This is a genomic window from Bradyrhizobium sp. LeoB3 (assembly GCF_055456055.1).
Map to the genome: position 1 here is coordinate 53,755 of NZ_JBVBEF010000033.1, position 21,898 is coordinate 75,652.

The following is a 21,898-nucleotide window of genomic DNA, read 5'->3' on the forward strand; positions in this document are numbered from 1 at the left end:
TGGAATTGGCCGCCCGCCATAATTTGAGCGCGCATATTTAACCTGGCCGTTCTCAGAATTGTCGTAATGGCCGCATCATGCTTTGCAGCACAAAGTCCGAGATGTTGGTGCGGTGATACATCAACGCTCGCCAGGAGTGCCGGATGCGTTACGCAGCTCTCGTCGTAAGCTCCCTGCTGCTGATGCAATCGGCGCATGCGGAGAAGACGCCGGACATCGACCCGCGCGCCTCGCTCGCCGTGGTCCAGCAGTGGATCTATAATTATCGCGCCAAGCCGGACTACGCCCATGTGCCGGCCGCGGTGCGCATTCTCTTCCATTCGCAAAGCTTCAAGGAGCCGGAAAATGCCGGCATCTATCTCGGCTTTATCGCCGGTGCGATCGGCTCCAATCCGGAAAAGGCCGAGCAACTGGTTGCGAGTTTCTTCCCCGTCGCGCCGGAAGATGAATGGGTGATCGTGCGCGCAATCGCCTATTCCGGGCTGGTTGACTGGCGGAATATCCTGCGCAGGGTCGCGGCGCGAATGCCAGGGCGCCGCGTGATGATTGACAGCTACCTTTCGGGCAGGCTGCCGACACTCAACAATATTCCACTCGAGGAGGCGACTCCCGGGATGATGGACAAGCTGCGCGTCGCGTTTACGCGCAATCCGTTCTCCAAGGAGGAGAGGAAGCTGAACACAAAGCTGACCTTTGCCTCCAACCAGGATCTCCTTGACACGCTATGGGGATATTATTTTGCGACCGGCTCCCATGTTCCGATCCAGCGCATCATCGAAATGCTGCCGTGGAGCAGGAGCCGTGATACCGTTGACAAGCTCACGGTCGGCAGCATGGCGCGCTATACGCTGGCAAGCTATGCGATCCGCGACGCCAGCCTGCGTGAATTCCTGCGTAACGAACTGGCGCGGCAGAAACCGCCGATCAAGGCGCCGCTCGCGGAGGTCGTCGATGCGGCCGATACGGTGGAGATCGCGGCGCTGCGCAAGGATGCCCTTGCTGCGGTCGACGAACTCAAGGCCAAAGGCTCCGATAGCCGGCGCAATCTGGACTTCTGGGGCCAGGTTGGCGTCGGTGCGCTTTCGCTTGGGTGCGTCTCGGCTGCGGCGCTCGGGCAGGTCGCGATCGGCATCCCCTGCGTGATCGGCGGCTCGGCTTCGCAGGGACTGTTGCAGTTCTGGGAAAAGCAGCAGTGAGGCTCGGTCGGGCCTGATGCTCTTTCTTGCCGCGGAATATCGCCGGTCTGAACTGGTAGCCATGTCAGCCTGATATCCCGCTCTGCAAAATCCAGGTTTGGCCTGACCTTGGTGCTTCCGCTAGAAAGTGGTGGCGTCGCCTTTGCCGGCAACGGTGGGCGTTTGCCCAATAACTGACAATAAGAGGAAGCGCTGAGCCATGACCGCTGGACCACAATTGCCCGAGCGCGCGCCGCGCGCAAAGGGCGAACCGACCGCCCTCGATGGTCTGCTGGTTATCGATTTCACCCGCGTGGTTGCCGGTCCCGCCTGTACGCAGACGCTTGCCGACTTCGGCGCGGAGGTCATCAAGATCGAAAATCCAGACGGTGGCGACGACACGCGCGCCTATGAGCATGCGGAAATCGGCGGCGAGAGCGCGGCCTATCTCAGCCTCAACCGCAACAAGCGCGGTATTGCGCTCGACTTCACCAATCCCGCAGCGCTCGAGGTGGTGCGCGAGCTCATCGCCAAGGCTGATGTCGTGGTGGAGAATTTCTCCGGCGGCGTGATGAAGAAGTTCGGCCTCGACTATGCTTCGGTGGCGCCGAGCAATCCGCGACTGATCTATTGCTCGATCTCGGCCTATGGCCGCAAGGGCGAGTTTGCCCTGCGACCGGGGTTCGATCCGATCACGCAGGCCGAAAGCGGCTTCATGTCGCTGAACGGTTTTCCCGATGGCGAGCCCGTACGGACAGGTCCGCCGATCGTCGACATGGCAACCGGCATGTCGGCCTGCAATGCGATCCTGCTTGCATTGCTGGCACGCGACCGGCTCGGGCGTGGCCAGCATGTCGAGGTCGCGCTGATCGATATGGCGGTAGCGATGACCGGATTTTACGGCATGGCCTATCTGATCAGCGGCCAGAATCCTGGTCGCTTCGGCAATTCGCCAAACGGTTCGCCAACGGTCGGTCTCTACCAGGCCGCCGACGGTCCGCTCTACATGGCCTGCGCCAACGACCGGCTGTACCGGCGCCTCGTCACCGAAGTGTTCGACCGGCCGGATCTCATCACCCATCCCGATTTCGCGCACCGCAAGAACCGGACCGCAAACAGAGAGAAGCTGCGCGCGATCATTGCCGGCATCTTTGCCACCGACCGGCTCGAAAACTGGATGGCGAAGATGAAGAAGGCCAATATTCCGGTCGGCTATCTGCGCACGGTCGAGCAGGGATTCAATGCGCCGGAAGTGCGCGACCGTGATCGCCTCAGCAGGATTCCGCACCCGACTGCTGGATTCGTTCCCAATATCGAGACGCCGATCGGGATGAGCGTTACGCCGACCGTCGACCCGGTTGCCGCGCCGCTGCTTGGCCAGCACACCAGCGACGTGCTGCGCACCACGCTCGGCTATGACGACGGCCGTATCGCGGCGCTGAAGAAAGCTGGAGCGTTCGGGAAGACGGACTAAGCGGACCATCGTCTGGCGGATCGGCCTGGGCACGCTCCGCCGGCGATCTCTAGAGCATATTCGGTTCTGACTGAATCAGAACCGGAGCTCTAGATTCTTGTTTTGACGCGTTTTCTTCACGCGAACCGGCATCCACTTCGCTCGAAAACGCTGTAGCCTTGGGCCGATCTCGCTTTTCGAGCCAGCCAAGCTACAGCTTCAGTTCGGCTTGCTGCGGAGTTTGTTGTTTGGCCTCTCGTCCGCTTCCTTGTGCTCGGCCCGGTCGATCTCGAGCCGCGCCATCCGCAGTATCAAGGTGGCCGTGGTCAGACCGAGGCGTTCGGCCTCCTGGGCTGCGGTTTCAACCTTCTTCGCCAAGCCATCGCGTTTGCCCGGATATGCCATAAATTCTTCCTCTCTTAATAAGTGGATTAACAATCCAGTTGTGTTGTGGAGCTGCAGTAGATAGCTCGGAGCTCCGTCGAGCGAAACGATCAGTTCCGCGCCATATTGGCGGGTGGCTGGGTCGCGATTGCATAGACCGCACCGCCTTCGAGCGCTTCCGATTGGTGGACCGTGCCGGCCGGGAGGAAGATGGTATCGCCGGCGCTGACGATGCGCTGACCGCCATCCCAGGTGAAATTCAGTCTGCCGCTGATGATCATCAGGATCTCGTCGACCGGATGGGTGTGGAAGCTATGGACCTTGCCCGCAACGTCATGCTGCAGTTCGATCGAGCCTTGTTCCGGAAGCAGGTTGAGGATCGCCGGATCGATCGCGAATTCGGTCTTCTGAGCTGTCACAATCCTGGTCATGCCGCTTGCTCCGTGTTGCTGGTGTGAGCCGACTTGTTCTGCGCGAGCTTGGCGAAGGGGCAGCCCACTACGGAATGGTTGTCGTCCTGCAGGAAATATTGCTGGTACTCGCGCCCGTTGGTCGCGCCGTAGCGTCCGAGCAGCGGCGAGGGACTGGTGCTGTCGTAGGGAATGAGCCGTTTGCGCACTTCCGCGAATGCCGCATTGGCCGCCTTTTCCGTTCCGAGGATCTTTTCGAACACCCACCGCGGCTGGAAGGTCAGCATGAACGCGCTGGAGCGACGGCTCTGGCGCATCACATGTGCAGGCGTGGTGCACACCACGAAGATCGGTTCGCCGGCGAAGGAGAATTCCCACATCGGGTCGTCCAACTGTTCGGGGATATTGGCTGGCCAGGGAGATTTGTCCAGCCGCGCAAGCTGGTCGAGCGTGGACCACATCTTGCGATAATAGGCGTCAAGCGTTTGTACCGGGCGCGGCCGCGTAAACATGATCAGCGAAGTATTGGGGCCGAACGAGCGGGCCTGCGAGACATAATGCGCGAGCTGTTCTCCGAGCACTTCGACGTCGTACGGATCGAGGAACAGGTAGCGGAGCTGGTCCTGGCGATAACCGGCTACGCCGAACACGCAGGGGAACGGTCTCGCTTCGCTGCTCATCTGCGCTTCGAACTCGGCGAACATCACGCTTTGCCAACTGCTCACCGCAAATTTTGACGCGACTTCTTCTCTTCTCAAGAACAAACGCTCCATACCGCCCCCTACAAGGTTAACGCCACTACTGAACTATCAGCTTGCCTCTCATCAAAAGCGGTCCGGCAATCCCGGGCAGCGACATGAGCAGCAGAATTGCGATCAAGATGCCGTAGCCGGCATCTCCGATCGCACCTGCGCCATGTGCGGTATCGGCTACGGCGAACTGGCTCGCGACAAGCATGGCGAACCCGATGATCGGTTGCGCGATGCCGGCAAAGATCCCGGCCGCGGTCGTGTTCACGGATGCGCCGACGCCGATGAGGTCGGCCGTGTAGAGCCGCTTGGTGCATTTGAGCACAAGCGGGACCGTTCCGCCGGCGACCAGGCCGAGCGTGGTGAACACCACGGTGACATAAACAAGGCCGAATGCCTTGGCGATCGGCGGCAGCAGCATCGCGACGAGGATCATGCGGAGCACGCAAATGCGGATCAGTGCTGCGTCGAGTGCCGCCACGCGGTCGGCTGCGTGACCGAGGAAGATGGAGCCGATGGCGTTGCCGATCATGAAGGCAAGCAGCGGCGTTCCGGCGGCGGTCGGCGAGATGTTGAAAAAGTGCGCCACCATCGGAATGCCCCATACTCCCGACAGCGTCGTCACCACTGCGAAGTGGGACGCAAAGGTCATGGCGCATCCCCAATTGGCGACATACGACAACGATTGCCGTGCGGCGCCGATGACGCTCTTCAGCGTCTTGTTGCCGGATGACACCGGATTTGGTTTTAATGCGAACTTGGCGGCGACGAGATTGGCGAGGCCGACAGCAGCTATGAACAGAAAGCAGGCGCGCCACCCGAAGCCCGTTACGGCGGCCGCAAGCGGCGTCGTCGCGATCACGCCTCCGACATATCCCGACACCTGTGAGATGCCCGACATGATGCCGAACCGCTCATCGGAGAAGTTCTGCGCGACCAGCTTCAAGAGCGCGGTGAACACCAGCGCATCGCCGCAGGCGACGATCAGGCGCGCTGCGAAGACATCAAGCAGGTTCGGCGCCAGCGCAAAGGCTGCGCTGCCCAGCGACGAAGCGGCCATGCTGGCCAGCACCACGCGCTTGACACCGTAACGGTCGACCAGAAGGCCGGCCGGAATCTGCATCAGCGTGTAGCCCCAGAAGTAGCCGGAGGCGAGCATCGCGACGCCCGCGGCGTCGGTGCCGAAGTCGTGCATCAGGCTCAGATTGACCGATTGCGGCGAGACGCGCTGCAGGAAGGCGATGGCGTAGGCGACAGCGACCGTCGCCCAGGCCCAATAGGCCCGGTCCCCGAGCCGCGAGGCCGTCGAGGCGCATGCGGTTTGCTGACCCAGCATCGACATCACACCCTCGCAAATCCAACCGAGAATAGTGCATCCGCCGAATCCGGAATCATGCGGGACATCGCCGCATCGACCAGTGATGCGGTGCCGCGGTAAGCTTGCCGGTGGTGCTTAATGTGGCCATAGGCGCCGCGCATGATCATTTCCGGCACCTCGAGCGGTTTGCCAGGATAGAGGGTTGCGCACATCTCGACGCAGGCCGCCTGCAGGGCGGAATCCCTGATGTCGTCGAGCAGCGAAGGTGTCACTTTCTCGCAGATCTTGGCATTGGCCGCCCAGACGATTGGATTGCGTGTCCGCCATCCGTAGAACAGGCCGCCAATTCCCTTTGCTGCTGAGCTTGCACGCTTCAGCACTTCCTGAGTGAAGAAGCCGTACAGACCGTGTCCCTGGTGAGCCGGAAGCACCTCGGTGCCGCTGCGATAGACCGCAGGTCCGCATGACATCTGCAGCACGCGATAGACGGAAAAGGCCGCCAGTCCCAAGCTGTCAAACACAAGGATGAGGCTATACTTGCGGTCGAACGGGGGAGAGCTTGCGGTCCAGTGCGGCTCCGTCGCCTTCCAGTTTACGGCGATGATGCCATTCATGGCGTCCATCAGCGGCTGGCGGTCGGAAGCTCCGATGCAGGATGCATCCGGAAAACTGTAGACGGCATAACCGGCCCAGGGCGAGTTGATGGCCTGGTATTGGCTGCCGAGCTTTCGCACCATGGCAGAACTCCACTGTCCATAGAGAGCTATACAGGCGAGGCTCGAATGGCTTAAAGGACAATATGCCCTCGAAATCTGCCAAATCCCGACGGCTCCCTCCGCGCCCGCAGGCCGCGATGCGGCGGATTGCGATTGTCGCTTTTCCCGGCGTGACACTGCTCGACATCTCCGGGCCGGCGCAGGTGTTCGCCGAATTGGAGGCAATCGAATTGCCGGGCCCCGGATATTCGCTTTCCTATCTGTCCACCTCGGGCGGATTGGTTTCGACGGATGTGGGGATGATGATCGGCACGGCTCCGATCAGCAGCGTGCGACCGCACCAGATCGACACGTTGGTGATCCCGGGTGGCCCCGGCATCTGGGAGATCCGCAATGACGCGCGCTTGATGAAATGGATTTCGCAGGCGCTGCCGCAGGTACGCCGGATCGCCTCGGTCTGCCTCGGGGCTTTCGCGCTCGCCTGGACCGGTGTACTGGACGGCAAGCGCGCTGCGACGCACTGGCGCTATTGCCCGCGGCTGCAGGACAGCTTTCCAAATGTCCGCGTCGAGCCCAATGCGATCTTCGTCAAGGATGGGCATGTCTGGTCATCGGCCGGCGTCAGCGCCGGCATCGACCTCGCGCTCGCCATGATCGAAGAGGATTTCGGCCATAGGATTGCGCTCGATGTTGCCCGACGGCTGGTGGTGTTCCTGAAACGGCCGGGCGGTCAGAGCCAGTTCTCGACCGTTCTCGCAGCACAGGCTTCCGATGTCGAAGGTCGCTTCAGCGCGCTCCATGCCTGGATCATCGAAAACATCGCCAGCGATCTCCGGGTGGAAACATTGGCCGCGAAAGCCGGCATGACACCGCGCACCTTCGCCCGCACCTATGCCAGCCGCACCGGCATGACGCCGGCAAACGGCGTCGAGGCCCTCCGCGTCGAAACCGCTCGGCTGCTGCTGGAGAGCCGGCAAATACGCGGCGTCGTCGAGGTCGCAAAACGTGCCGGCTTTGGTGACGACGAGCGGATGCGGCGCGCCTTCCTCAGGCATCTCGGCGTATCGCCGACCGAATACAGAAACCGCTTTTCGGGCGGTTGAGCGCTGGAGTTCTCCGCTGTCGGCAGACGGGTGATCGCAAGCGAATAGCTGCCCTTCATTTGCATCCGGGATTTAGCCCTTCAAGGCGGTAGCTTTTGCCGCTTATCTGCGGCTAATGTGCCGGTCAAAACGGGAGAGAAACCACCATGAATGACGGGACCTCCATGCGGCCGACACGCAATGTCGAACTCGGGGCCAGCGGCGAAGAATACCAGAACCTGCACGAATTTGTCCGTAAGGCTCGCGCCAGGCTGAACCAGAACGCCTGGGATTACATCGTCGGCGCTTCCGAGACCGAGACCACGCTGCGGCGCAACCGGGTGGCGCTGGATGAGATCGCGTTCCGGCCGCGTGTGCTGCGCAACGTCGTTCACGTCGATGCCTCGACGGAGGTGTTCGGACGCAAATTGCGACTGCCGGTCATGCTTGCACCGGTCGGCGCGCTTGAGATCTTCGATCCTGCGGCGGGAGCGGCGGTCGCCTGCGGCGCGGGCGCATTCGGCGCGGCGCACATGCTGAGCTCGGTGTCCGAGCCAGGGCTTGAGAATACCGCGAAGGCCGCACCCGATGCGCTGCGCATTTTCCAGCTCTATGTCCGCGGGGATGATGCCTTTGTCGAGGACGTCGTCAGCCGCAGTGTTGCCAACGGCTATTCCGCATTCTGCCTGACCGTCGACACCGCCCATTACAGCCGTCGCGAGCGCGACATTGCCAAGCGGTACGTGCGGGAAAGCCGTATTCGCGCCACCGGCGGCGACTTCCAGAAAGGGCTGGAATGGCGGACGGTGAAGTTGATCAAGGACAAGTTCAAGATACCGCTGGTCATCAAGGGGATCGCGACCGCGGAGGACGCGGTCATCGCGCTCGATCACGGCGTCGACTGGATCTACGTTTCCAACCATGGAGGCCGTCAGCTCGATCACGGCCGCGGTGCGATGCACGTCCTGCCGGAAATCGTCGAGGCGGTGAGGGGCCGCGCCAAGATCATGGTGGACGGCTCGTTCTGCCGCGGCACCGACATCGTGAAGGCGATCGCCTCGGGCGCCGATCTCGTCGGCATCGGTCGCCTGCAATGCTGGGCGCTGGCCGCCGATGGCGAGAGGGGCGTCGCCCGCATGCTGGAATTGCTGGAAGACGAGGTGATCCGCTGCCTCGGTCTGCTCGGCGTGACCAGTTTCGCCGAACTCGACAAGTCCTACCTGCATCCGGCGACGGCGACCAACCCGCCGGGCGTGTTCAGCGCGTTTCCGCTGTTAGACATCGAGCCGTATCGCTATTAGAGCATTTTCGGTTCTGATGGAATCAGAACCGAAGCTCTAGATTCTTGTTTTGACGCGTTTTCTTCGCGCGAACCGGTGTCCACTTCGCTCGAAAACGCTCCAGCGGCAGTGATTTCCTACTTCCGGAAGCGGGCGAGGGAACGCGAAGGTGCCTGTCGCGTTATCGCAACCATCGCCGCCGCATCCGAGAAGCGGGAAACGAGAATGCCGGAATGGTCGACGCGAATGGCGGATAACCCGTTCGCAGATTTTTCTCTCGAACGAGCCATTGCGCTCCGCTGGGCGTTGCGGGACATCCAGGCTCGCCGCGTGAAGATATCCCCTGTCAGCGACGAGGACCTCCGCGTCCTGAGCGAGCTCGGTCTGGTCGAGCTGCAGGACGAGAGTCCCGTTTTGACTCAGGCCGGCATGGCGGTGCTGAGCGGCTGATGCAAGCTTTAGCGGGCCTGCAGGAAGCTCTCGCCGGAATCGCACGGCGTGCAGCGATAGGTCAGCACGTCGTAAACCTGATCTCGCGGCTCGATCGAGGCGAGGCGCATCTGTGCGCCGCACTTCATGCATGGCATTTCGATGCCGGTCTTGAATCGCGTGCAGGTCGGCGTCGGCCGGAATGTGCGCAGCATTGGATCCCCTCTCCCCCAAGAGACGCAACGCCACTGACTTGTGGGCGAACAACCCACCGAATCACTGTGCCACACTCTCGCCACCATTGGAATCCGGGCAGGTTCGATGCCGCCAGAAAATGTTTATCGAGGGAGGTGTCGGACAGCCGTGCCTGGCCGCTGCGCTCAACGCCGCCGCGCTACCGCGACGCCGAACAGGAATGCGACGAACAGGCTCGTTAGCGGCGCTTCGCGGGTGATTGCGCTGATCGTGGACAGCGTGCCGCCGGGTTGACGCGACGTCTTGATCGCGTCGCTGAGCCGGTCGATTGCACCCCGAAGCCCATCGGAAACCTCCGTGATCGTGCGCGATACGTCGGTTGCGGTGTCGATCGCGCGTTCGCCGAGGCTAGGCTGCAGCGGGGATTCGGGTGTTTCGAAGTTCACGGCTCGAACCTCATGAGATCTGGTCAGGCAGCGCACGCCGCGCTGAAGGTCACCCTCAGCGGCAACCTATCAAATGCGTCAACGGCGAATTTGTTCCACCTGCGGACAGTCCGTTCGGTCTGGCGGGCGCGGAACCTCGGAGCTCCGGAGGATTTGTTCACTAGGCCAGACGCATTCGATGGAGAAGAGTCCTTTGATAGGAAATCGCTCGAACCGGCACGGCGGGGCGCCCCTCTTGGTAGCACTGGCGGTGGCGGCAGCCGGCGCGCTCGGCATATTGGTGGTCGATCATGGTCCGTGGAGCAAGCCGAAGGTACAGCCGGCCGCGACAGCCAATTACTCCACAACCGGGGAAGCCGCGCGAGCGGCAGGCGCCACGGTCATGCCGACGGAGCCAAAATCGCCGATCGAACCTGCTCCGCCCGGACCGAAGCCCGCGCATCCGGCTAACTCCACGGCGCCGGAATGACACTCGAGACTGGTTTTCGTTTGCTTCGCTCACACGGGATCTGCGCGGTTCAGCGCACGCTGACGAACTGGTCCCGAACGTCGAAGTCGTTTCTTAGAAAGCGTTTGACGCGTCGGGCAAATCAGGAGCATAAGGACATCGTCGCGGAATTCATCAATGCCCGCAGCGGAAGTAACCGCTGCGGGCATTTTGCTGTCCCAGCGTGCGACCACCGATGATGCGCCGCCGGATCGCTGGCTCTGCGCCAAGTCAACTCGGACGTTGACACGTCGGGCAAATCAGGGGCATAAGGACATCATCGCAAACATTGTGAAGCCCGCGCGGAGAAATCCGCGGCGGGCTTTTTCTTTTCCGTTTTTCGAATCGGACGACGGCGGCGCGTCACGACGCCACATCTCCATGCCCCGACGCCGCGCGTCGCAAGCGCGCCGTCGTCCGAACCACTTTCACCGTCAATCAGCCGGCGCGCGCGAACGCGCCGGCCTCGCGGCTTGGCGCAGATGTGCCATGGCCGCAAGCGGCCCCCGACGATCCAGGGGATAAGGTTCGCGCCGAAATGATCGCTGTCTCCGGAGCGATCTGCCGCAAATTCAATACGCCGTCGCGCGCAAGCGAAGCCATACGACCTTCCTGATCTGCATGAGGCTTAAGTGGCAAAAACTCTTACCGAAATTCGTTCGCTCGCCCGCAGTCACACCAGAACAGCGTTGAACGTCCTGGTGGGCATCATGCGCAGCAAAGATGCAACGCCGGCTGCGCGCGTGTCCGCCGCCAATGCCGTTCTCGACCGTGGCTGGGGCAAGGCCCCGCAGGCGATCGAGAACGGCGATGGCCAGCTAGAACTCGTCCACCGAATAGAGCGCGTCATTGTCCATCCTGAAAATTTTCCGACCGCGAAAGCATTTGAACCGCTGCTGCAACCCGGCCGATACAAGGCAGCATTCGGGGGCAGGGGCTCGGGAAAATCCCATTTCTTTGGAGAGCTTCTGGTCGAAACCTGCCAGGCTGAGCGTGGCACGCTCGCGGTTGCATCCGCGAGGCGCAGCGGACGCTGGCGCAATCCTCAAAACGCCTGATCGAAAGCAAGATCGCCGCTCTCGGCATCGGCAGCGGCTTCAAGCTGTTTGCCGACAAGATCGAAACACCAGGCGACGGTATCATCATCTTTCGCGGAATGCAGGATCATACGGCGGACTCGATCAAGTCCCTTGAAGGCTTTCGTATCGCCTGGGTCGACGAGGCGCAGTCACTGAGCGCACGCAGTCTCGCGCTGTTGCGTCCGACTATTCGTGCCGAAGGCTCGGAATTGTGGGCGAGTTGGAATCCGCGGCGTAAGACCGACGCGATTGACGATTTCCTGCGCGCACGAAAGCCGCCGGGCGCAATCGTCGTGCACGCGAACTGGCGCAACAATCCCTGGTTTTAGGAAGAGCGGCGGACCGACCTGTCGCTCTATCCCGATCGCTATGATCACATCTGGGTGCGAGCGTTCGAAGGCGCCTATTTCGCCGAGATGCTGACGCAGGCGCGGAAAGAGGGACGCATCGGAAAGGTCTCCGCCGATCCGCTGCTGGCCCTGCGCGCTTTCATCGATATCGGCGGCTCCGGCGCGACCGCCGATGCCTTCACGATCTGGGTGACGCAGTGGATCGGATCTGAAATTCGCATCCTGGACTAATACGAGAGCGTCGGTCAGGTGCTCGCCTTTCACGTCAACTGGCTGCGCTCGCGCGGCTATCGGCTGTATCAGCCGCAGGCTCCCTGGGCGTGGCCGCGCACCCTGTACTGGCGGAAAACCATGGGGTGATACTGGAAGCGAGCTAGCGAAATGGGAGCCCGCAGCAGGTTAGACGAGGCACGCAGGTCGTTGAGAAGTTCCGAACAAGCCCGGTGGCCGTCCTGGCCGCCGGGCTTATTTTTGCTTCCAGGCGGCAACTCGTTCACGTCGGGATGCTGCGAGGAGTCTTGATCCGTGGTGTTCAAGCGATAAACTGCGAGCGGTCTTGGCCACTTTGGGATCAGAAAGGCCGAGCGGGAAAACGCCAATGGCAACGGACGGCCACAGCCCCGGTGGAAGCTCGCCTATCGAGCGGCAAGCAGAAGATTATGTGGCCATGGTCGCGCGTGCCAGGGCACTCATTCCGGCACTTCGCGAGCGGGCGGCACGGACCGAGGAATTACGGCGCCTGCCGGCGGAGACCGAGTACGATCTGCATAACGCCGGCCTGTTCCGGATTCTGCAGCCGAGGCGCGTCGGCGGCGCGGAGCTCGACTATGTCGCGCTGATCGATTGTGCCGATGCGCTGGGGCAGGGCGATGCTTCCGTTGCGTGGAATTTCGCCAATCTTGCGAGCCACCACTGGATGCTTGGGATGTTCGATCCACAGGCTCAGGATGTGGTCTGGAGCAAGGAACCGAATACTCTGATTGCGTCCTCCTTCATATTCCCCGCCGGCCGGGCGCGGAAGGTCGATGGCGGCTACGTGTTGACCGGATGCTGGCCTTTCTCGTCGGGCGTCGAATCCTGCGAATGGAATATGCTTGGCAGCGTGGTCTCCTCGGATGACGAGGCCGATGGCGTCGAATATCGGATATTCCTGCTCAATCGGCGGGACTATAGGATCAAGGATATCTGGAACGCGACCGGCCTGCGCGGGACCGGCTCGAATGAGGTCGAGGTCGAGGGAGCCTTTGTCGCAAATTCGATGTCGATCGCGGTGAGCGATCTCGCGGGTGGGCCGACGCCTGGCAGTTCGGTCAATCCGAACCCGCTCTACGCGCTGCCGGTCTTTGCGCTGTTTCCATATGTCTTGTCAGGCGTTGCCCTCGGCAATGCACAGGCATGTCTCGACGACTATGTCGGGATCGCCCGCCATCGCGTTTCGACCTCCAATCGCGCCAAGCTTGGCGACATGCAGAGCACACAGATCAAGATCGCGGAAGCTTCCGCCAAGATCGATGCGGCGCGCCTGATCATGCGAGCGAACTGCATTGGCGCGATGGCGGACGTACGGAGCGGCCATATCCCCGATATCGCCGCCAAGACCAGGCTGCGGCGCGACGGCGCTTTCTCAGTCAATCTCTGCAGCGAGGCGGTATCGCTGTTGTTCGCCGCAAGCGGGGCGCGCAGCCTTTTCACGTCAGGTACGTTGCAGCGGCAGTTCCGCGACGCCCATGCGGTCAATTCACACCTTGCCTTCAATTTCGATGCGGCGGGGACCAACTATGGACGCGTGGCGCTGGGCTTGCCGTCCGAAAATCTGACGCTCTGAGGTTCACCGGATGTCTGATGTACCCAAGCATCCGGCCGACCCGGCCAATGAATTTGCCAGCGGAAACTCGCCGATCGATCCACGGGATTTTCGGAATGCGCTGGGCGCATTTGCGACCGGTGTCACAATCGTGACGGCAATGGCCGCGGACGGCAGGCCATATGGCGTCACCTGCAACTCCTTTGCGTCGGTATCGCTGAATCCGCCGTTGGTGTTGTGGAGCCTTGGCCTGTTCTCGCAGGGCCTGCCCATCTTCCAGAATGCGAGCCACTTCACTGTCAATGTGCTCGGCGCGTCCCAGCAGGCATTGGCGTCGCAATTTGCAAAATCCTCAAACGATAAATTCGCCGGGGTGAGCTGGACGCCTGGACTGGGAAACGCACCCGTCATCGCCGACTGCGGCGCCAACTTTCAATGTCGTGCCGTCAATCGCTACTATGGCGGCGATCACGTCATATTCTTGGGTGCGGTTGAGGCCTATTCCTACAACCGGCAGGAGCCCCTGCTGTTTGCGCGCGGGTCGTTCGGTCGCTTTCTCGCGGACGAGGGCGGCAAATAGACCCGGATCGCCCCGGGTGACAAGGCCAGGGGTGCGCGGCAGCGCTCCAGCAAATTGGCGCAGTCACTTTTCGAGCGTGAAGCTGAAATTACTTAAGTTTGCCGTAGAGTTGTCGGATGTGTCGCACGTGCCGTCCAGGTGGCAGATGCAGGCGAGGGCTACTTGGGCGAGACAGGAGAGGGGCTCCGGACGGCTGGCTTCCCACGTCAGGATCGGAGCGTTACACTCACATCAACGTAGGAAACCGCTTTCCAGTTGAAAAGCCGGTTTTGGTTGACTACGGAAGAACTACATCCCAGGCAATTTTTGCTTTCGGAGTTGTAACGAGCGTGCCCCAGGATAAAACGGGCGAGACTCGCGGATTTTCGACCAGCAAATTGTCGGTTCTCCGCAAGCATCCATACTTTGTCGATCTCGAACCCGAGGCGTTCGAGCAGCTTTGTCGTTACGCCAAGCACACGACGCTGAAGCGCGGAGCTGCGATCTTCTCGAAGGGAGATCCGGGCACAAGCCTGTTTGCTGTCATATCGGGCACCGTCAAAATCAGCATCTCATCGCCCGATGGTCGCAACGCGATCCTGAACCTGATCGAGGCCGGAGAGATCTTCGGCGAGATCGCGGTGCTCGATTCAGGGTTGCGGACAGCTGACGCTACCGCGAACAGCAATTGCGAACTTTTCATCATCGATAAGCGCGAATTCATTCCCTTCGTCCGAAGCCAGCCGGCGCTTGCGATGAAGTTCATCGAGCTCCTGTGCATACGGCTGCGCTGGACCAGTGATCAAGTCGAACAGGTCATCCTGCAAGACCTTCCAGGTCGGGTCGCCAGTGCTTTGCTTCGCCTTACCGAAAAGCACAAGCCTGAGCCGCAAGGTCGTGTCATTGCCATCACCCAGCAAGAGATCAGCGAGATGGTCGGCATGACCCGTGAAAGCATCAATAAGCAGCTCCGGGTTTGGGCCACGCGTGGCTGGGTGCGGCTCGAGCATGGTGCGATCGTGGTGCTGAAGCCGGAAGAACTACAGACCCTGGTCGATTCTGGATCGGAAAACGGCAGCGAATAGCACGTTCCGTGACATCTTTCACAACGCGGTGAGTTCGTCGGGCCTGTGAAGCTGCTCACAGGGTGGTGGCGCGCGTTGCGGTAACCCCACGTCAGGGACCGCAATGTGGAGAGATCCATGCACGACTCATTCGACCAGCCCCCTGACGACGACCAGAACATCTATCAAAGCTGGAGCATCAAGCTCATTGCTTTGCCGTTGCTCATCGTCATCGCCCTGATCGGCATGGTGGTTAGTCATCCGTCGGCTATGAATTGGGTTTCGGACACGGTGCAGGCCGAGCCTGTCGGCCCAGACTTCGTCGGCCCAGACATCATACCGGACGCTCCCCGACCGACACGACTTGCTCTCCCGGCGAGTCGAATCCGCACGCTCCCCAGCGATTGATGTCGCTGCTTGGCGGAACCTGGCTTATGCCCTGTTTCGCACGCAAATTCCCGACAATCCCCCTCGGCGGCGCTGGAATTTGATGTTACCTATTTGGAATGAACGAGCGCGCCAAGATCGACATTCGCCATTCAACCTGTCCGCACGATTGTCCATCGGCCTGTGCGCTCGACATCGAGGTGATCGAGGGCCGCTCGATTGGACGGGTCCGCGGCTCAAAGTTGCAGACCTATACAGCAGGTGTCGTCTGCGCCAAGGTTGCGCGTTATGCCGAGCGTATCCATCATCCCGAGCGGCTCCTCCACCCGATGCGGCGAACCGGGCCGAAGGGCTCGGGCCAGTTTGACCGGATTTCCTGGGACGAGGCGTTAGACGAGATCGTCGCGCGCTTCGATGCGGCCGAACGCGAATTCGGGGCCGAGTCGATCTGGCCCTACTACTACGCCGGCACCATGGGGCTCGTGATGCGCGACGGCATCAATCGCCTGGCGCATGTCAAGAAATACTCCCGCTTCTATTCCACGATTTGCGCGAATATCGCGCGCGTCGGATTTTCGGTTGGCACCGGCAAGATCGCCGGCGTTGATCCGCGTGAAATGGGCGTCTCTGACCTCGTCGTGATCTGGGGAACTAACCCGGTGAACACCCAGGTCAACGTCATGACACACGCGATGCGCGCTCGGAAGGAGCGAGGCGCCAAGATTGCCGCGATCGATATCTACAACAATGACACGGTGAAACAGGCTGACGTGAAGATCATCCTGCGGCCCGGCACCGACGCTGCCTTCGCTTGCGGCGTCATGCATGTGCTGTTTCGCGAAGGGTACGCGGATCGCGCCTACATGGATCGTTATACGGACTGCCCAGACGAATTGGAGGCACACCTCGCCAGCAGGACGCCCGAATGGGCTTCGTCGATATCAGGCGTGCCGGTGGAGGAGATCGAGGCTTTTGCCCGCCTGGTCGGCCAGACCAAACGCTCGTTCTTCCGCCTGGGCTACGGCTTCACACGAAGCCGAAATGGTGCGGCGCAAATGCACGCGGCGCTCTGCATCCCGGCGGTGACCGGTGCCTGGCAGTATGAAGGCGGCGGAGCGTTCTTCAACAATGCCGCGATCTGGAAATTCAACGAATCCGTCATCGAGGGACATGATGCGATCGACCGCACCACGCGTTGGCTCGATCAATCGAGGATTGGACGTATCCTGACCGGCGACGCCGAGGCCTTGAAGGGCGGACCGCCGGTCAAGGCGATGCTGATCCAGAACACCAATCCGGTGACGGTGGCGCCGGAGCAGACCTTGGTGCGCGAAGGGTTTGCTCGAGAGGACCTGTTCGTGGCGGTCCATGAGCAGTTCATGACCGAGACTGCAGCCATGGCCGATATCGTCCTGCCCGCGACGATGTTCATGGAGCACGACGATCTCTATTACGGCGGCGGTCAACAGCACATTTCAGTTGGGCCCAAGCTGATCGAGCCTCCGGCCGAATGCCGCAGCAACCATCAAGTGATTCAGGCGCTCGGGCGCCGTCTTAATGCGGTCCATCCCGGCTTTGGGATGTCGCCGCGTGAATTGATCGACGTGACGCTAAAGAAGAGCGGCCATGGCGATATCGAGAGGCTGGAGGCGGATCTGTGGCGTGACATCCAGCCAGATTTCCGGACCTCGCACTACCTCGACGGCTTTGCGCATGCGGACAAGAAGTTCCACTTCAAGGCCGATTGGGCTCATCCGTCTTTCGGGATCGCCGGTCTGGGGCCGTGGGATCAGATGCCGTCGCTACCCGACCATTGGACCATTATTGAAGAGGCCGATGAGCAGCATCCGTTCCGGCTGGCAACCTCGCCGTCACGGAGCTACCTCAACACCAGCTTCAATGAGACGCCGGGATCCCGGGCCCGTGAGGGTAAGCCAACGGTGATGATCCATCCGGACGACGCGGCGGCCCTTTCGATTGCCGACGGCGATGCGGTGACGCTCGGCAACATGCGCGGCGAAACGACGCTAACGGCGAAGCTGTTTGACGGCGTGCGTCGCGGCGTGCTGATCGCCGAATCCATCCACCCAAATAAGGCCCATATTGGTGGCCGCGGCATCAATACGCTGACGGGCGCCGAGACGGTCGCCCCTGTCGGCGGCGCCGCGTTCCACGACAACAAGGTTTGGGTCCGGAAGGCTCGGGTCTCAGCCTAAATCGCTCTTGCAGTCGGCCGCCACCTGCCGCAAATGGTTGCCGGAAACGGCAAGAACAGGTGGGCCAGATGACCGAGACCAGCAGCGTGATCCTGGAGAAGCGAGGCCAGGCCTTCTGGATCACGATCAACCGACCGGACAAGCGCAATGCGCTCAATGGTGACGTGATCGCGGGCATCGCAAGAGGCTACCGCGACGCTCATGATGACAGCGCTGTCCGCGTCATCGTGCTGACAGGAGCGGGCGACAAGGCCTTTTGCGCGGGGGCCGACCTGCAGAACAGCGGCGCCGCCTTCTCGATGGATTATTCCAAACCGAACGTCGACTACGCCGATCTGTTACGGCTCTCGCAAGATTCAACCAAACCCGCGATCGCGCGCGTAGGCGGCGTGTGCATGGCCGGCGGCATGGGCCTGCTATGTATGACCGATATGGCCGTGGCCGCCGATCACGTCATCTTCGGTCTGCCGGAGGTAAAGGTCGGCGTCTTCCCGATGCAGGTGATGAGCCTTTTGCAGTCGATGGCGCCGCCTCGCCTGGTCAACGAATGGGCGCTGACCGGCGAGCCCTTTGACGCCAAGGCCGCGCAGGCCGCAGGGCTGCTGAATTATGTGGTGCCGGCGGCCGAGCTGGACGCGAAGGTCGAGTGGTTGATCCACCGCATCGTCGACAAGTCGCCGACCGCAATCCGGCGCGGCAAATATGCCATGCGCGCGATCGCCTCGATGTCGTTCGACGAGAGGATCGCCTATACCGAGAGCCAGATCGCGTTGTTGGCGATGACCGAGGATGCCAAGGAGGGCCTCAAAGCGTTCAGCGAGAAGCGCAAACCATCCTGGCCCGGGCGATAGGGCCGGTCCAGGATAAGGAAATCTGCCTCGTCGCGCCTACTGCGACTATCCCGGATTCGCCTTGAGTCCGGCTGCTTCGATGCCCGCGATCGCGCAGATCTCATCGTTATCCGAAGTATCGCCGCTGACGCCAACGGCACCAAGCAGCGTGGTGCCATCCAGAACGAGTACGCCGCCGGGCACCGGTACCAGGCGGCCCTGCGCCAGCGCATTCACCGCGCCGATGAAATAGGCCTGCTCCTGCGCGCGCTGAAACAATGCCCGTGATCCCATGCCGAGCGCCAGCGCGCCATAGGCTTTCCCATGCGCGATCTCGGCGCGCATCAGGCTGGTCCCGTCCTGCGCGGCGGTTAGTTTGACCGCGCCGCGCGCGTCGAGGATGGTGATGACCAGGGGCTTGAGCTTTTTCTCGATGGCCGTAGCAAGCGCGGCGTCAAGGATCTTTCGGGCAACATCAAGCGTAAACTCAGTCATGGAGGGGTTCCTTTACGGGGGTAGAGTGACCTTCGGATTTCGCGCGATCCAGGCTCATGGCCAGCACGCGCGCGACATGGAGCGGAGAACGTGCAGTGCCATCCTTGATCTGGTGTCGGCACGAGGTGCCGTCAGCAACAATCAGCGTCGTGTCGTCGGCGCGGCGCACTGCGGGAAGGAGAGAGAGTTCAGCCATATCGATCGAGGCTTGGTAGGTGTCAGCGCCGTAGCCGAACGCGCCGGCCATGCCACAACAGCTCGACTCGATGCTTTCGACAGTCAGGTCCGGGACAAGGCGCAGCACTTTTTCGACAGGTTTGAACGCGCCGAATGATTTCTGGTGACAATGGCCGTGGACCAGGGCCTTGTTGGCGATGGCGCCAAGCGGCAGCCGCAAGCGGCCAGCCTCCGCTTCGTGCACCAAGAACTCCTCAAAGAGCAGCGCATGGGCGCTGATGTTTCTTGCGATTTCGTCGGAACGCAATGAGAGCAGTTCGTCGCGCAGGGTCAAAAGGCAGCTCGGTTCTAGGCCGACGATCGGCACGCCGCGCGCTGCGAAAGGCGCGTAGGTGGCGACCAACCGGTCCAATTCGGTGCGAGCCTGATCCACCAAGCCAGCCGAGAGGAATGTGCGTCCGCAGCAAAGCGGCCGGGCGCGATCGATCGGCTGCGGGAGATGAACGCGGTAGCCGCCGTCCACGAGCACACGCAGCGCGGCATCGAGGTTCTCGCGCTCATAGGCGCGGTTGAAGGTATCGGCGAACAGAACCACCTCATGGCCCTGTTCCGGACCAAAGACTTCCGCGTCCGTCTTGAAGACATCGCGCCGGAATGCCGGCAGCGATCGCTTCGAACTGATGCCCGCGAACCTTTCGAACAGCGCTCGTAACGATCTACTGCTGTTGCGCCAATTGGCTAATGGCGCAAAGCGCGACGCAAGACCCGCATAACGGGGCAAATAGCCAACCAGCCGGTCGCGGAGCGAGAGCCCGTGCTTCGCCGCTCGCGCAGCCAATACCTCGATCTTCATCTTGGCCATGTCGACCCCAGTCGGACACTCATGACGACAGGCCTTGCATGAGACGCAGAGCTTTAGCGTCTCCATCATCTCGTCCGACGAAAGCGCGTCGGGTCCCAACTGCCCAGACATGGCCAGCCGCAACGTGTTGGCGCGTCCGCGCGTAACGTCCTTCTCGTTGCGTGTCGCGCGATAGGACGGGCACATCACGCCGCCCTCAAGCTTCCGGCAAGCGCCGTTATTGTTGCACATTTCGACGGCACCCTGGAAACCGCCGCCGGCGCCGGGATAGGCCGACCAGTCGAGTACGGTCTTCAGTTCGTTGACTTTGTATCTCGGCGAGTAGCGAAACAACGAACGGTCATCCATCCTTGGTGGATCGACGATCTTGCCGGGGTTCAGCACACCGTTCGGATCGAACCGATGTTTGATCTCCCTGAAATCGGCGACAATGCGCGAGCCGAACATCGTCTCGTGAAATTCCGACCGCACCAGGCCGTCGCCATGCTCGCCGGAATGCGAGCCCTTGTATTCGCGCACCAGGGCAAACGCCTCTTCGGCGATGGCGCGCATCGCCTTGACGTCCTTTTCGAGCTTGAGGTTAAGCACGGGGCGGACATGCAGACAGCCTTCCGAGGCGTGAGCGTACATCGTGCCGCTGGTGCCGTGCCTGGCGAAGACGGCGTTGAGCCGGTCGGTGTATTCAGCGAGATGCGGCAACGGCACCGCGCAATCCTCGACGAAGGAGACCGGCTTGCCTTCCTGTTTCATCGACATCATGACGTTGAGCCCGGCGGCACGGAAGTCGGCGATAGCGCTTTGCAGGGCGGGTTCGACGATTTCGACCACGCCACCCCATTTGCGCGGCGGCTTGTCCCAGCCGAAGCCGAGATCTCCCATCAACTCGCCCAGTTGCTTCAGCCGCGTGAGATTTTCAGCCTGATCCTCCTCAGCGAATTCCACCACCAGGATCGCATCGGGATCCCCGCGCACGGCGGAGGCGATGACCGGTTTGAACATCGCGATATCCCGGCCGAGCGCGATCATGGTGCGGTCGACCAGTTCGACTGCGATCGGCCGCAGCTTGACCAGATGCTGGGCTGCGTCCATCGCCTCGTAGAAGCTGCCGAAATGACAGACGCCTAGCACCTTGTTGCGGATCGTCGGCCACAGCTTGAGCTCGACTTTGGTGGTGAAGGCGAGGGTACCCTCGGATCCCACCAGCAAATGCGCCAAGTTGTTCGGCGCATTGCGCGGCACCAGCGCATCGAGATTATAACCGCCGACCCGGCGCTGCACTTTCGGGAATTTGTCTGCGATTTCGGCTGCCTCACGCTCGCCGAGATCGAGCATGTCCCGGAAGAGTGTCAGTCCACTGTCCGGTGAATTCACCTGCGCGAGATCCCGCGGCACTTCGCCGAAATGCAAGAGCGTGCCGTCGGCAAGCGCAGCATCCATCGACAGCGTATTGTCGCGCATGGTGCCGTAGCGCAGTGAACGCCCACCGCAGGAATTGTTGCCCGCCATGCCACCGATGGTGGCACGCGAGGCGGTGGAGACGTCGACCGGAAACCACAGCCCGTGCTTCCTGAGCTGGCGGTTGAGATCGTCCAGAACGATTCCCGGCTCGACCACGCAGGTTCGGTTCTCGACGTCCAGCGAGAGGATTTTGTTCAGGTGCCGGGAGAAATCGATCACAATGCCGTGGTTAACAGTTTGGCCGCATTGCGAGGTGCCGCCCCCACGGGGAGTCACGATCCGACCGGCATCGCGCGCGACCGTCAGCGCCCGTAGCGCCTCGTCCATGGTTCGCGGAACCACCACGCCCTCGGGCACGATCTGGTAGAATGAGGCGTCGGTCGCGTAGCGTCCGCGGCTGAAGGCGTCGAAAAGGACGTCGCCGGTGATATTTGACCGCAGCTGGCGCTCAAGCGGTGACGCGTTCTTCATCCTAAATTCCGTCGAGGAGGGC

The 21,898-nt window shown here is 61.6% G+C and carries 22 protein-coding genes and 1 pseudogene; 14 read left to right on the top strand and 9 right to left on the bottom strand.

The genetic code is table 11. From position 1 onward, the window contains the following. The first annotated feature begins 143 nt into the window (after nucleotides 1–143). Together ACZXDY_RS21645 and ACZXDY_RS21650 are read left to right on the top strand one after the other, a co-directional pair. Entirely contained in the window at nucleotides 144–1,196 is a 1,053-nt protein-coding gene (locus ACZXDY_RS21645) for a hypothetical protein (RefSeq protein ID WP_028164884.1), read from the top strand. Nucleotides 1,197–1,395: 199 nt separating this feature from the next. Then, the gene (locus ACZXDY_RS21650) at nucleotides 1,396–2,649 is read left to right on the top strand and encodes a CaiB/BaiF CoA transferase family protein (RefSeq protein WP_464346880.1); all 1,254 of its coding nucleotides are present in this window, start codon (nucleotides 1,396–1,398) and stop codon (nucleotides 2,647–2,649) included. Between the two features lie 198 nt (nucleotides 2,650–2,847). Here the strand turns inward: ACZXDY_RS21650 and ACZXDY_RS21655 are convergent, their stop codons facing one another. From ACZXDY_RS21655 to ACZXDY_RS21675, 5 genes are all read right to left on the bottom strand, one after another. Then, nucleotides 2,848–3,033 carry a hypothetical protein gene (locus ACZXDY_RS21655; protein WP_028164886.1) on the bottom strand — a complete coding sequence of 62 codons (186 nt, stop codon included), beginning with the start codon at nucleotides 3,031–3,033 and terminating at the stop codon, nucleotides 2,848–2,850. A gap of 89 nt (nucleotides 3,034–3,122) precedes the next feature. Then, nucleotides 3,123–3,443 carry a cupin domain-containing protein gene (locus ACZXDY_RS21660; protein ID WP_456643150.1) on the bottom strand — a complete coding sequence of 107 codons (321 nt, stop codon included), beginning with the start codon at nucleotides 3,441–3,443 and terminating at the stop codon, nucleotides 3,123–3,125. Then, nucleotides 3,440–4,180: a YqcI/YcgG family protein gene (locus tag ACZXDY_RS21665; protein ID WP_464346881.1), complete on the bottom strand. Its 741-nt coding sequence runs from the start codon at nucleotides 4,178–4,180 to the stop codon at nucleotides 3,440–3,442. Before ACZXDY_RS21665 ends, ACZXDY_RS21660 begins: the two co-directional genes overlap by 4 nt. Before the next feature lie 40 nt (nucleotides 4,181–4,220). Next, entirely contained in the window at nucleotides 4,221–5,513 is a 1,293-nt protein-coding gene (locus ACZXDY_RS21670; RefSeq protein ID WP_464346882.1) for an MFS transporter, read from the bottom strand. Then, nucleotides 5,513–6,226 carry a hypothetical protein gene (locus ACZXDY_RS21675; RefSeq protein WP_028164890.1) on the bottom strand — a complete coding sequence of 238 codons (714 nt, stop codon included), beginning with the start codon at nucleotides 6,224–6,226 and terminating at the stop codon, nucleotides 5,513–5,515. Before ACZXDY_RS21675 ends, ACZXDY_RS21670 begins: the two co-directional genes overlap by 1 nt. A 116-nt stretch (nucleotides 6,227–6,342) precedes the next feature. Here ACZXDY_RS21675 and ACZXDY_RS21680 point away from each other — a divergent pair, with 116 nt between their 5' ends. The 3 genes from ACZXDY_RS21680 (at nucleotide 6,343) to ACZXDY_RS21690 (ending at nucleotide 9,017) form a co-directional block, all read left to right on the top strand. Continuing rightward, on the top strand, nucleotides 6,343–7,308 hold the full coding sequence (locus ACZXDY_RS21680; protein WP_433994514.1) for a GlxA family transcriptional regulator: 966 nt from the start codon (nucleotides 6,343–6,345) through the stop codon (nucleotides 7,306–7,308). Nucleotides 7,309–7,454: 146 nt separating this feature from the next. Next, on the top strand, nucleotides 7,455–8,588 hold the full coding sequence (locus ACZXDY_RS21685; RefSeq protein WP_464346883.1) for an alpha-hydroxy acid oxidase: 1,134 nt from the start codon (nucleotides 7,455–7,457) through the stop codon (nucleotides 8,586–8,588). A gap of 204 nt (nucleotides 8,589–8,792) precedes the next feature. Beyond that, nucleotides 8,793–9,017: a hypothetical protein gene (locus tag ACZXDY_RS21690; protein WP_464346884.1), complete on the top strand. Its 225-nt coding sequence runs from the start codon at nucleotides 8,793–8,795 to the stop codon at nucleotides 9,015–9,017. A gap of 8 nt (nucleotides 9,018–9,025) precedes the next feature. Here ACZXDY_RS21690 and ACZXDY_RS21695 read toward each other — a convergent pair whose 3' ends face one another. Together ACZXDY_RS21695 and ACZXDY_RS21700 are read right to left on the bottom strand one after the other, a co-directional pair. Then, entirely contained in the window at nucleotides 9,026–9,211 is a 186-nt protein-coding gene (locus ACZXDY_RS21695) for a hypothetical protein (RefSeq protein ID WP_028164894.1), read from the bottom strand. 165 nt (nucleotides 9,212–9,376) lie between these two features. Further along, on the bottom strand, nucleotides 9,377–9,637 hold the full coding sequence (locus ACZXDY_RS21700; RefSeq protein WP_456643144.1) for a hypothetical protein: 261 nt from the start codon (nucleotides 9,635–9,637) through the stop codon (nucleotides 9,377–9,379). A gap of 1,119 nt (nucleotides 9,638–10,756) precedes the next feature. On the opposite strand from ACZXDY_RS21700, the pseudogene ACZXDY_RS21705 reads away from it, so the two are divergent. The 9 genes and pseudogenes from ACZXDY_RS21705 to ACZXDY_RS21745 all read left to right on the top strand — a co-directional run. Beyond that, nucleotides 10,757–10,987: pseudogene (locus ACZXDY_RS21705) on the top strand (hypothetical protein); the annotation flags it as partial. Between the two features lie 206 nt (nucleotides 10,988–11,193). Then, the gene (locus ACZXDY_RS21710; protein WP_464346897.1) at nucleotides 11,194–11,532 is read left to right on the top strand and encodes a phage terminase large subunit; all 339 of its coding nucleotides are present in this window, start codon (nucleotides 11,194–11,196) and stop codon (nucleotides 11,530–11,532) included. Between the two features lie 54 nt (nucleotides 11,533–11,586). Beyond that, nucleotides 11,587–11,784 (top strand): hypothetical protein, encoded by a 198-nt coding sequence (locus tag ACZXDY_RS21715; protein WP_464346885.1) that lies wholly within the window; start codon nucleotides 11,587–11,589, stop codon nucleotides 11,782–11,784. A gap of 367 nt (nucleotides 11,785–12,151) precedes the next feature. Then, the gene (locus ACZXDY_RS21720) at nucleotides 12,152–13,378 is read left to right on the top strand and encodes an acyl-CoA dehydrogenase family protein (protein WP_464346886.1); all 1,227 of its coding nucleotides are present in this window, start codon (nucleotides 12,152–12,154) and stop codon (nucleotides 13,376–13,378) included. A 10-nt stretch (nucleotides 13,379–13,388) separates the two neighbouring features. Next, nucleotides 13,389–13,937 (top strand): flavin reductase family protein, encoded by a 549-nt coding sequence (locus tag ACZXDY_RS21725; RefSeq protein ID WP_028164899.1) that lies wholly within the window; start codon nucleotides 13,389–13,391, stop codon nucleotides 13,935–13,937. Nucleotides 13,938–14,266: 329 nt separating this feature from the next. Then, nucleotides 14,267–15,001, top strand: coding sequence for a Crp/Fnr family transcriptional regulator (locus ACZXDY_RS21730; protein WP_027582438.1), 735 nt, complete (start codon nucleotides 14,267–14,269; stop codon nucleotides 14,999–15,001). 117 nt (nucleotides 15,002–15,118) lie between these two features. Further along, nucleotides 15,119–15,388, top strand: coding sequence for a hypothetical protein (locus ACZXDY_RS21735; RefSeq protein WP_464346887.1), 270 nt, complete (start codon nucleotides 15,119–15,121; stop codon nucleotides 15,386–15,388). A gap of 98 nt (nucleotides 15,389–15,486) precedes the next feature. Further along, a complete protein-coding gene (locus tag ACZXDY_RS21740) occupies nucleotides 15,487–17,583 on the top strand; it encodes a molybdopterin oxidoreductase family protein (RefSeq protein WP_464346888.1) in 2,097 nt (698 codons plus the stop codon). Nucleotides 17,584–17,651: 68 nt separating this feature from the next. After that, complete coding sequence (locus ACZXDY_RS21745) at nucleotides 17,652–18,434, top strand: enoyl-CoA hydratase/isomerase family protein (RefSeq protein ID WP_464346889.1); 783 nt, start codon at nucleotides 17,652–17,654, stop codon at nucleotides 18,432–18,434. A gap of 45 nt (nucleotides 18,435–18,479) precedes the next feature. Here the strand turns inward: ACZXDY_RS21745 and ACZXDY_RS21750 are convergent, their stop codons facing one another. Both ACZXDY_RS21750 and ACZXDY_RS21755 read right to left on the bottom strand, forming a co-directional pair. Continuing rightward, nucleotides 18,480–18,908, bottom strand: coding sequence for a GlcG/HbpS family heme-binding protein (locus ACZXDY_RS21750; protein WP_028164903.1), 429 nt, complete (start codon nucleotides 18,906–18,908; stop codon nucleotides 18,480–18,482). Next, complete coding sequence (locus ACZXDY_RS21755) at nucleotides 18,901–21,876, bottom strand: FAD-binding and (Fe-S)-binding domain-containing protein (protein ID WP_464346890.1); 2,976 nt, start codon at nucleotides 21,874–21,876, stop codon at nucleotides 18,901–18,903. Before ACZXDY_RS21755 ends, ACZXDY_RS21750 begins: the two co-directional genes overlap by 8 nt. Between the last annotated feature and the right edge of the window lie 22 nt (nucleotides 21,877–21,898).

What these genes read in the sequence shown, in the direction of transcription:
- ACZXDY_RS21645 (WP_028164884.1), top strand. Translation starts at nt 144, where the DNA reads ATGCGTTACGCAGCTCTCGTCGTAAGCTCCCTGCTGCTGATGCAATCG.
- ACZXDY_RS21650 (WP_464346880.1), top strand. Translation starts at nt 1,396, where the DNA reads ATGACCGCTGGACCACAATTGCCCGAGCGCGCGCCGCGCGCAAAGGGC.
- ACZXDY_RS21655 (WP_028164886.1), bottom strand. Translation starts at nt 3,033, where the DNA reads ATGGCATATCCGGGCAAACGCGATGGCTTGGCGAAGAAGGTTGAAACC.
- ACZXDY_RS21660 (WP_456643150.1), bottom strand. Translation starts at nt 3,443, where the DNA reads ATGACCAGGATTGTGACAGCTCAGAAGACCGAATTCGCGATCGATCCG.
- ACZXDY_RS21670 (WP_464346882.1), bottom strand. Translation starts at nt 5,513, where the DNA reads ATGTCGATGCTGGGTCAGCAAACCGCATGCGCCTCGACGGCCTCGCGG.
- ACZXDY_RS21675 (WP_028164890.1), bottom strand. Translation starts at nt 6,226, where the DNA reads ATGGTGCGAAAGCTCGGCAGCCAATACCAGGCCATCAACTCGCCCTGG.
- ACZXDY_RS21680 (WP_433994514.1), top strand. Translation starts at nt 6,343, where the DNA reads ATGCGGCGGATTGCGATTGTCGCTTTTCCCGGCGTGACACTGCTCGAC.
- ACZXDY_RS21685 (WP_464346883.1), top strand. Translation starts at nt 7,455, where the DNA reads ATGAATGACGGGACCTCCATGCGGCCGACACGCAATGTCGAACTCGGG.
- ACZXDY_RS21690 (WP_464346884.1), top strand. Translation starts at nt 8,793, where the DNA reads ATGCCGGAATGGTCGACGCGAATGGCGGATAACCCGTTCGCAGATTTT.
- ACZXDY_RS21695 (WP_028164894.1), bottom strand. Translation starts at nt 9,211, where the DNA reads ATGCTGCGCACATTCCGGCCGACGCCGACCTGCACGCGATTCAAGACC.
- ACZXDY_RS21720 (WP_464346886.1), top strand. Translation starts at nt 12,152, where the DNA reads ATGGCAACGGACGGCCACAGCCCCGGTGGAAGCTCGCCTATCGAGCGG.
- ACZXDY_RS21725 (WP_028164899.1), top strand. Translation starts at nt 13,389, where the DNA reads ATGTCTGATGTACCCAAGCATCCGGCCGACCCGGCCAATGAATTTGCC.
- ACZXDY_RS21735 (WP_464346887.1), top strand. Translation starts at nt 15,119, where the DNA reads ATGCACGACTCATTCGACCAGCCCCCTGACGACGACCAGAACATCTAT.
- ACZXDY_RS21740 (WP_464346888.1), top strand. Translation starts at nt 15,487, where the DNA reads ATGAACGAGCGCGCCAAGATCGACATTCGCCATTCAACCTGTCCGCAC.
- ACZXDY_RS21745 (WP_464346889.1), top strand. Translation starts at nt 17,652, where the DNA reads ATGACCGAGACCAGCAGCGTGATCCTGGAGAAGCGAGGCCAGGCCTTC.
- ACZXDY_RS21750 (WP_028164903.1), bottom strand. Translation starts at nt 18,908, where the DNA reads ATGACTGAGTTTACGCTTGATGTTGCCCGAAAGATCCTTGACGCCGCG.
- ACZXDY_RS21755 (WP_464346890.1), bottom strand. Translation starts at nt 21,876, where the DNA reads ATGAAGAACGCGTCACCGCTTGAGCGCCAGCTGCGGTCAAATATCACC.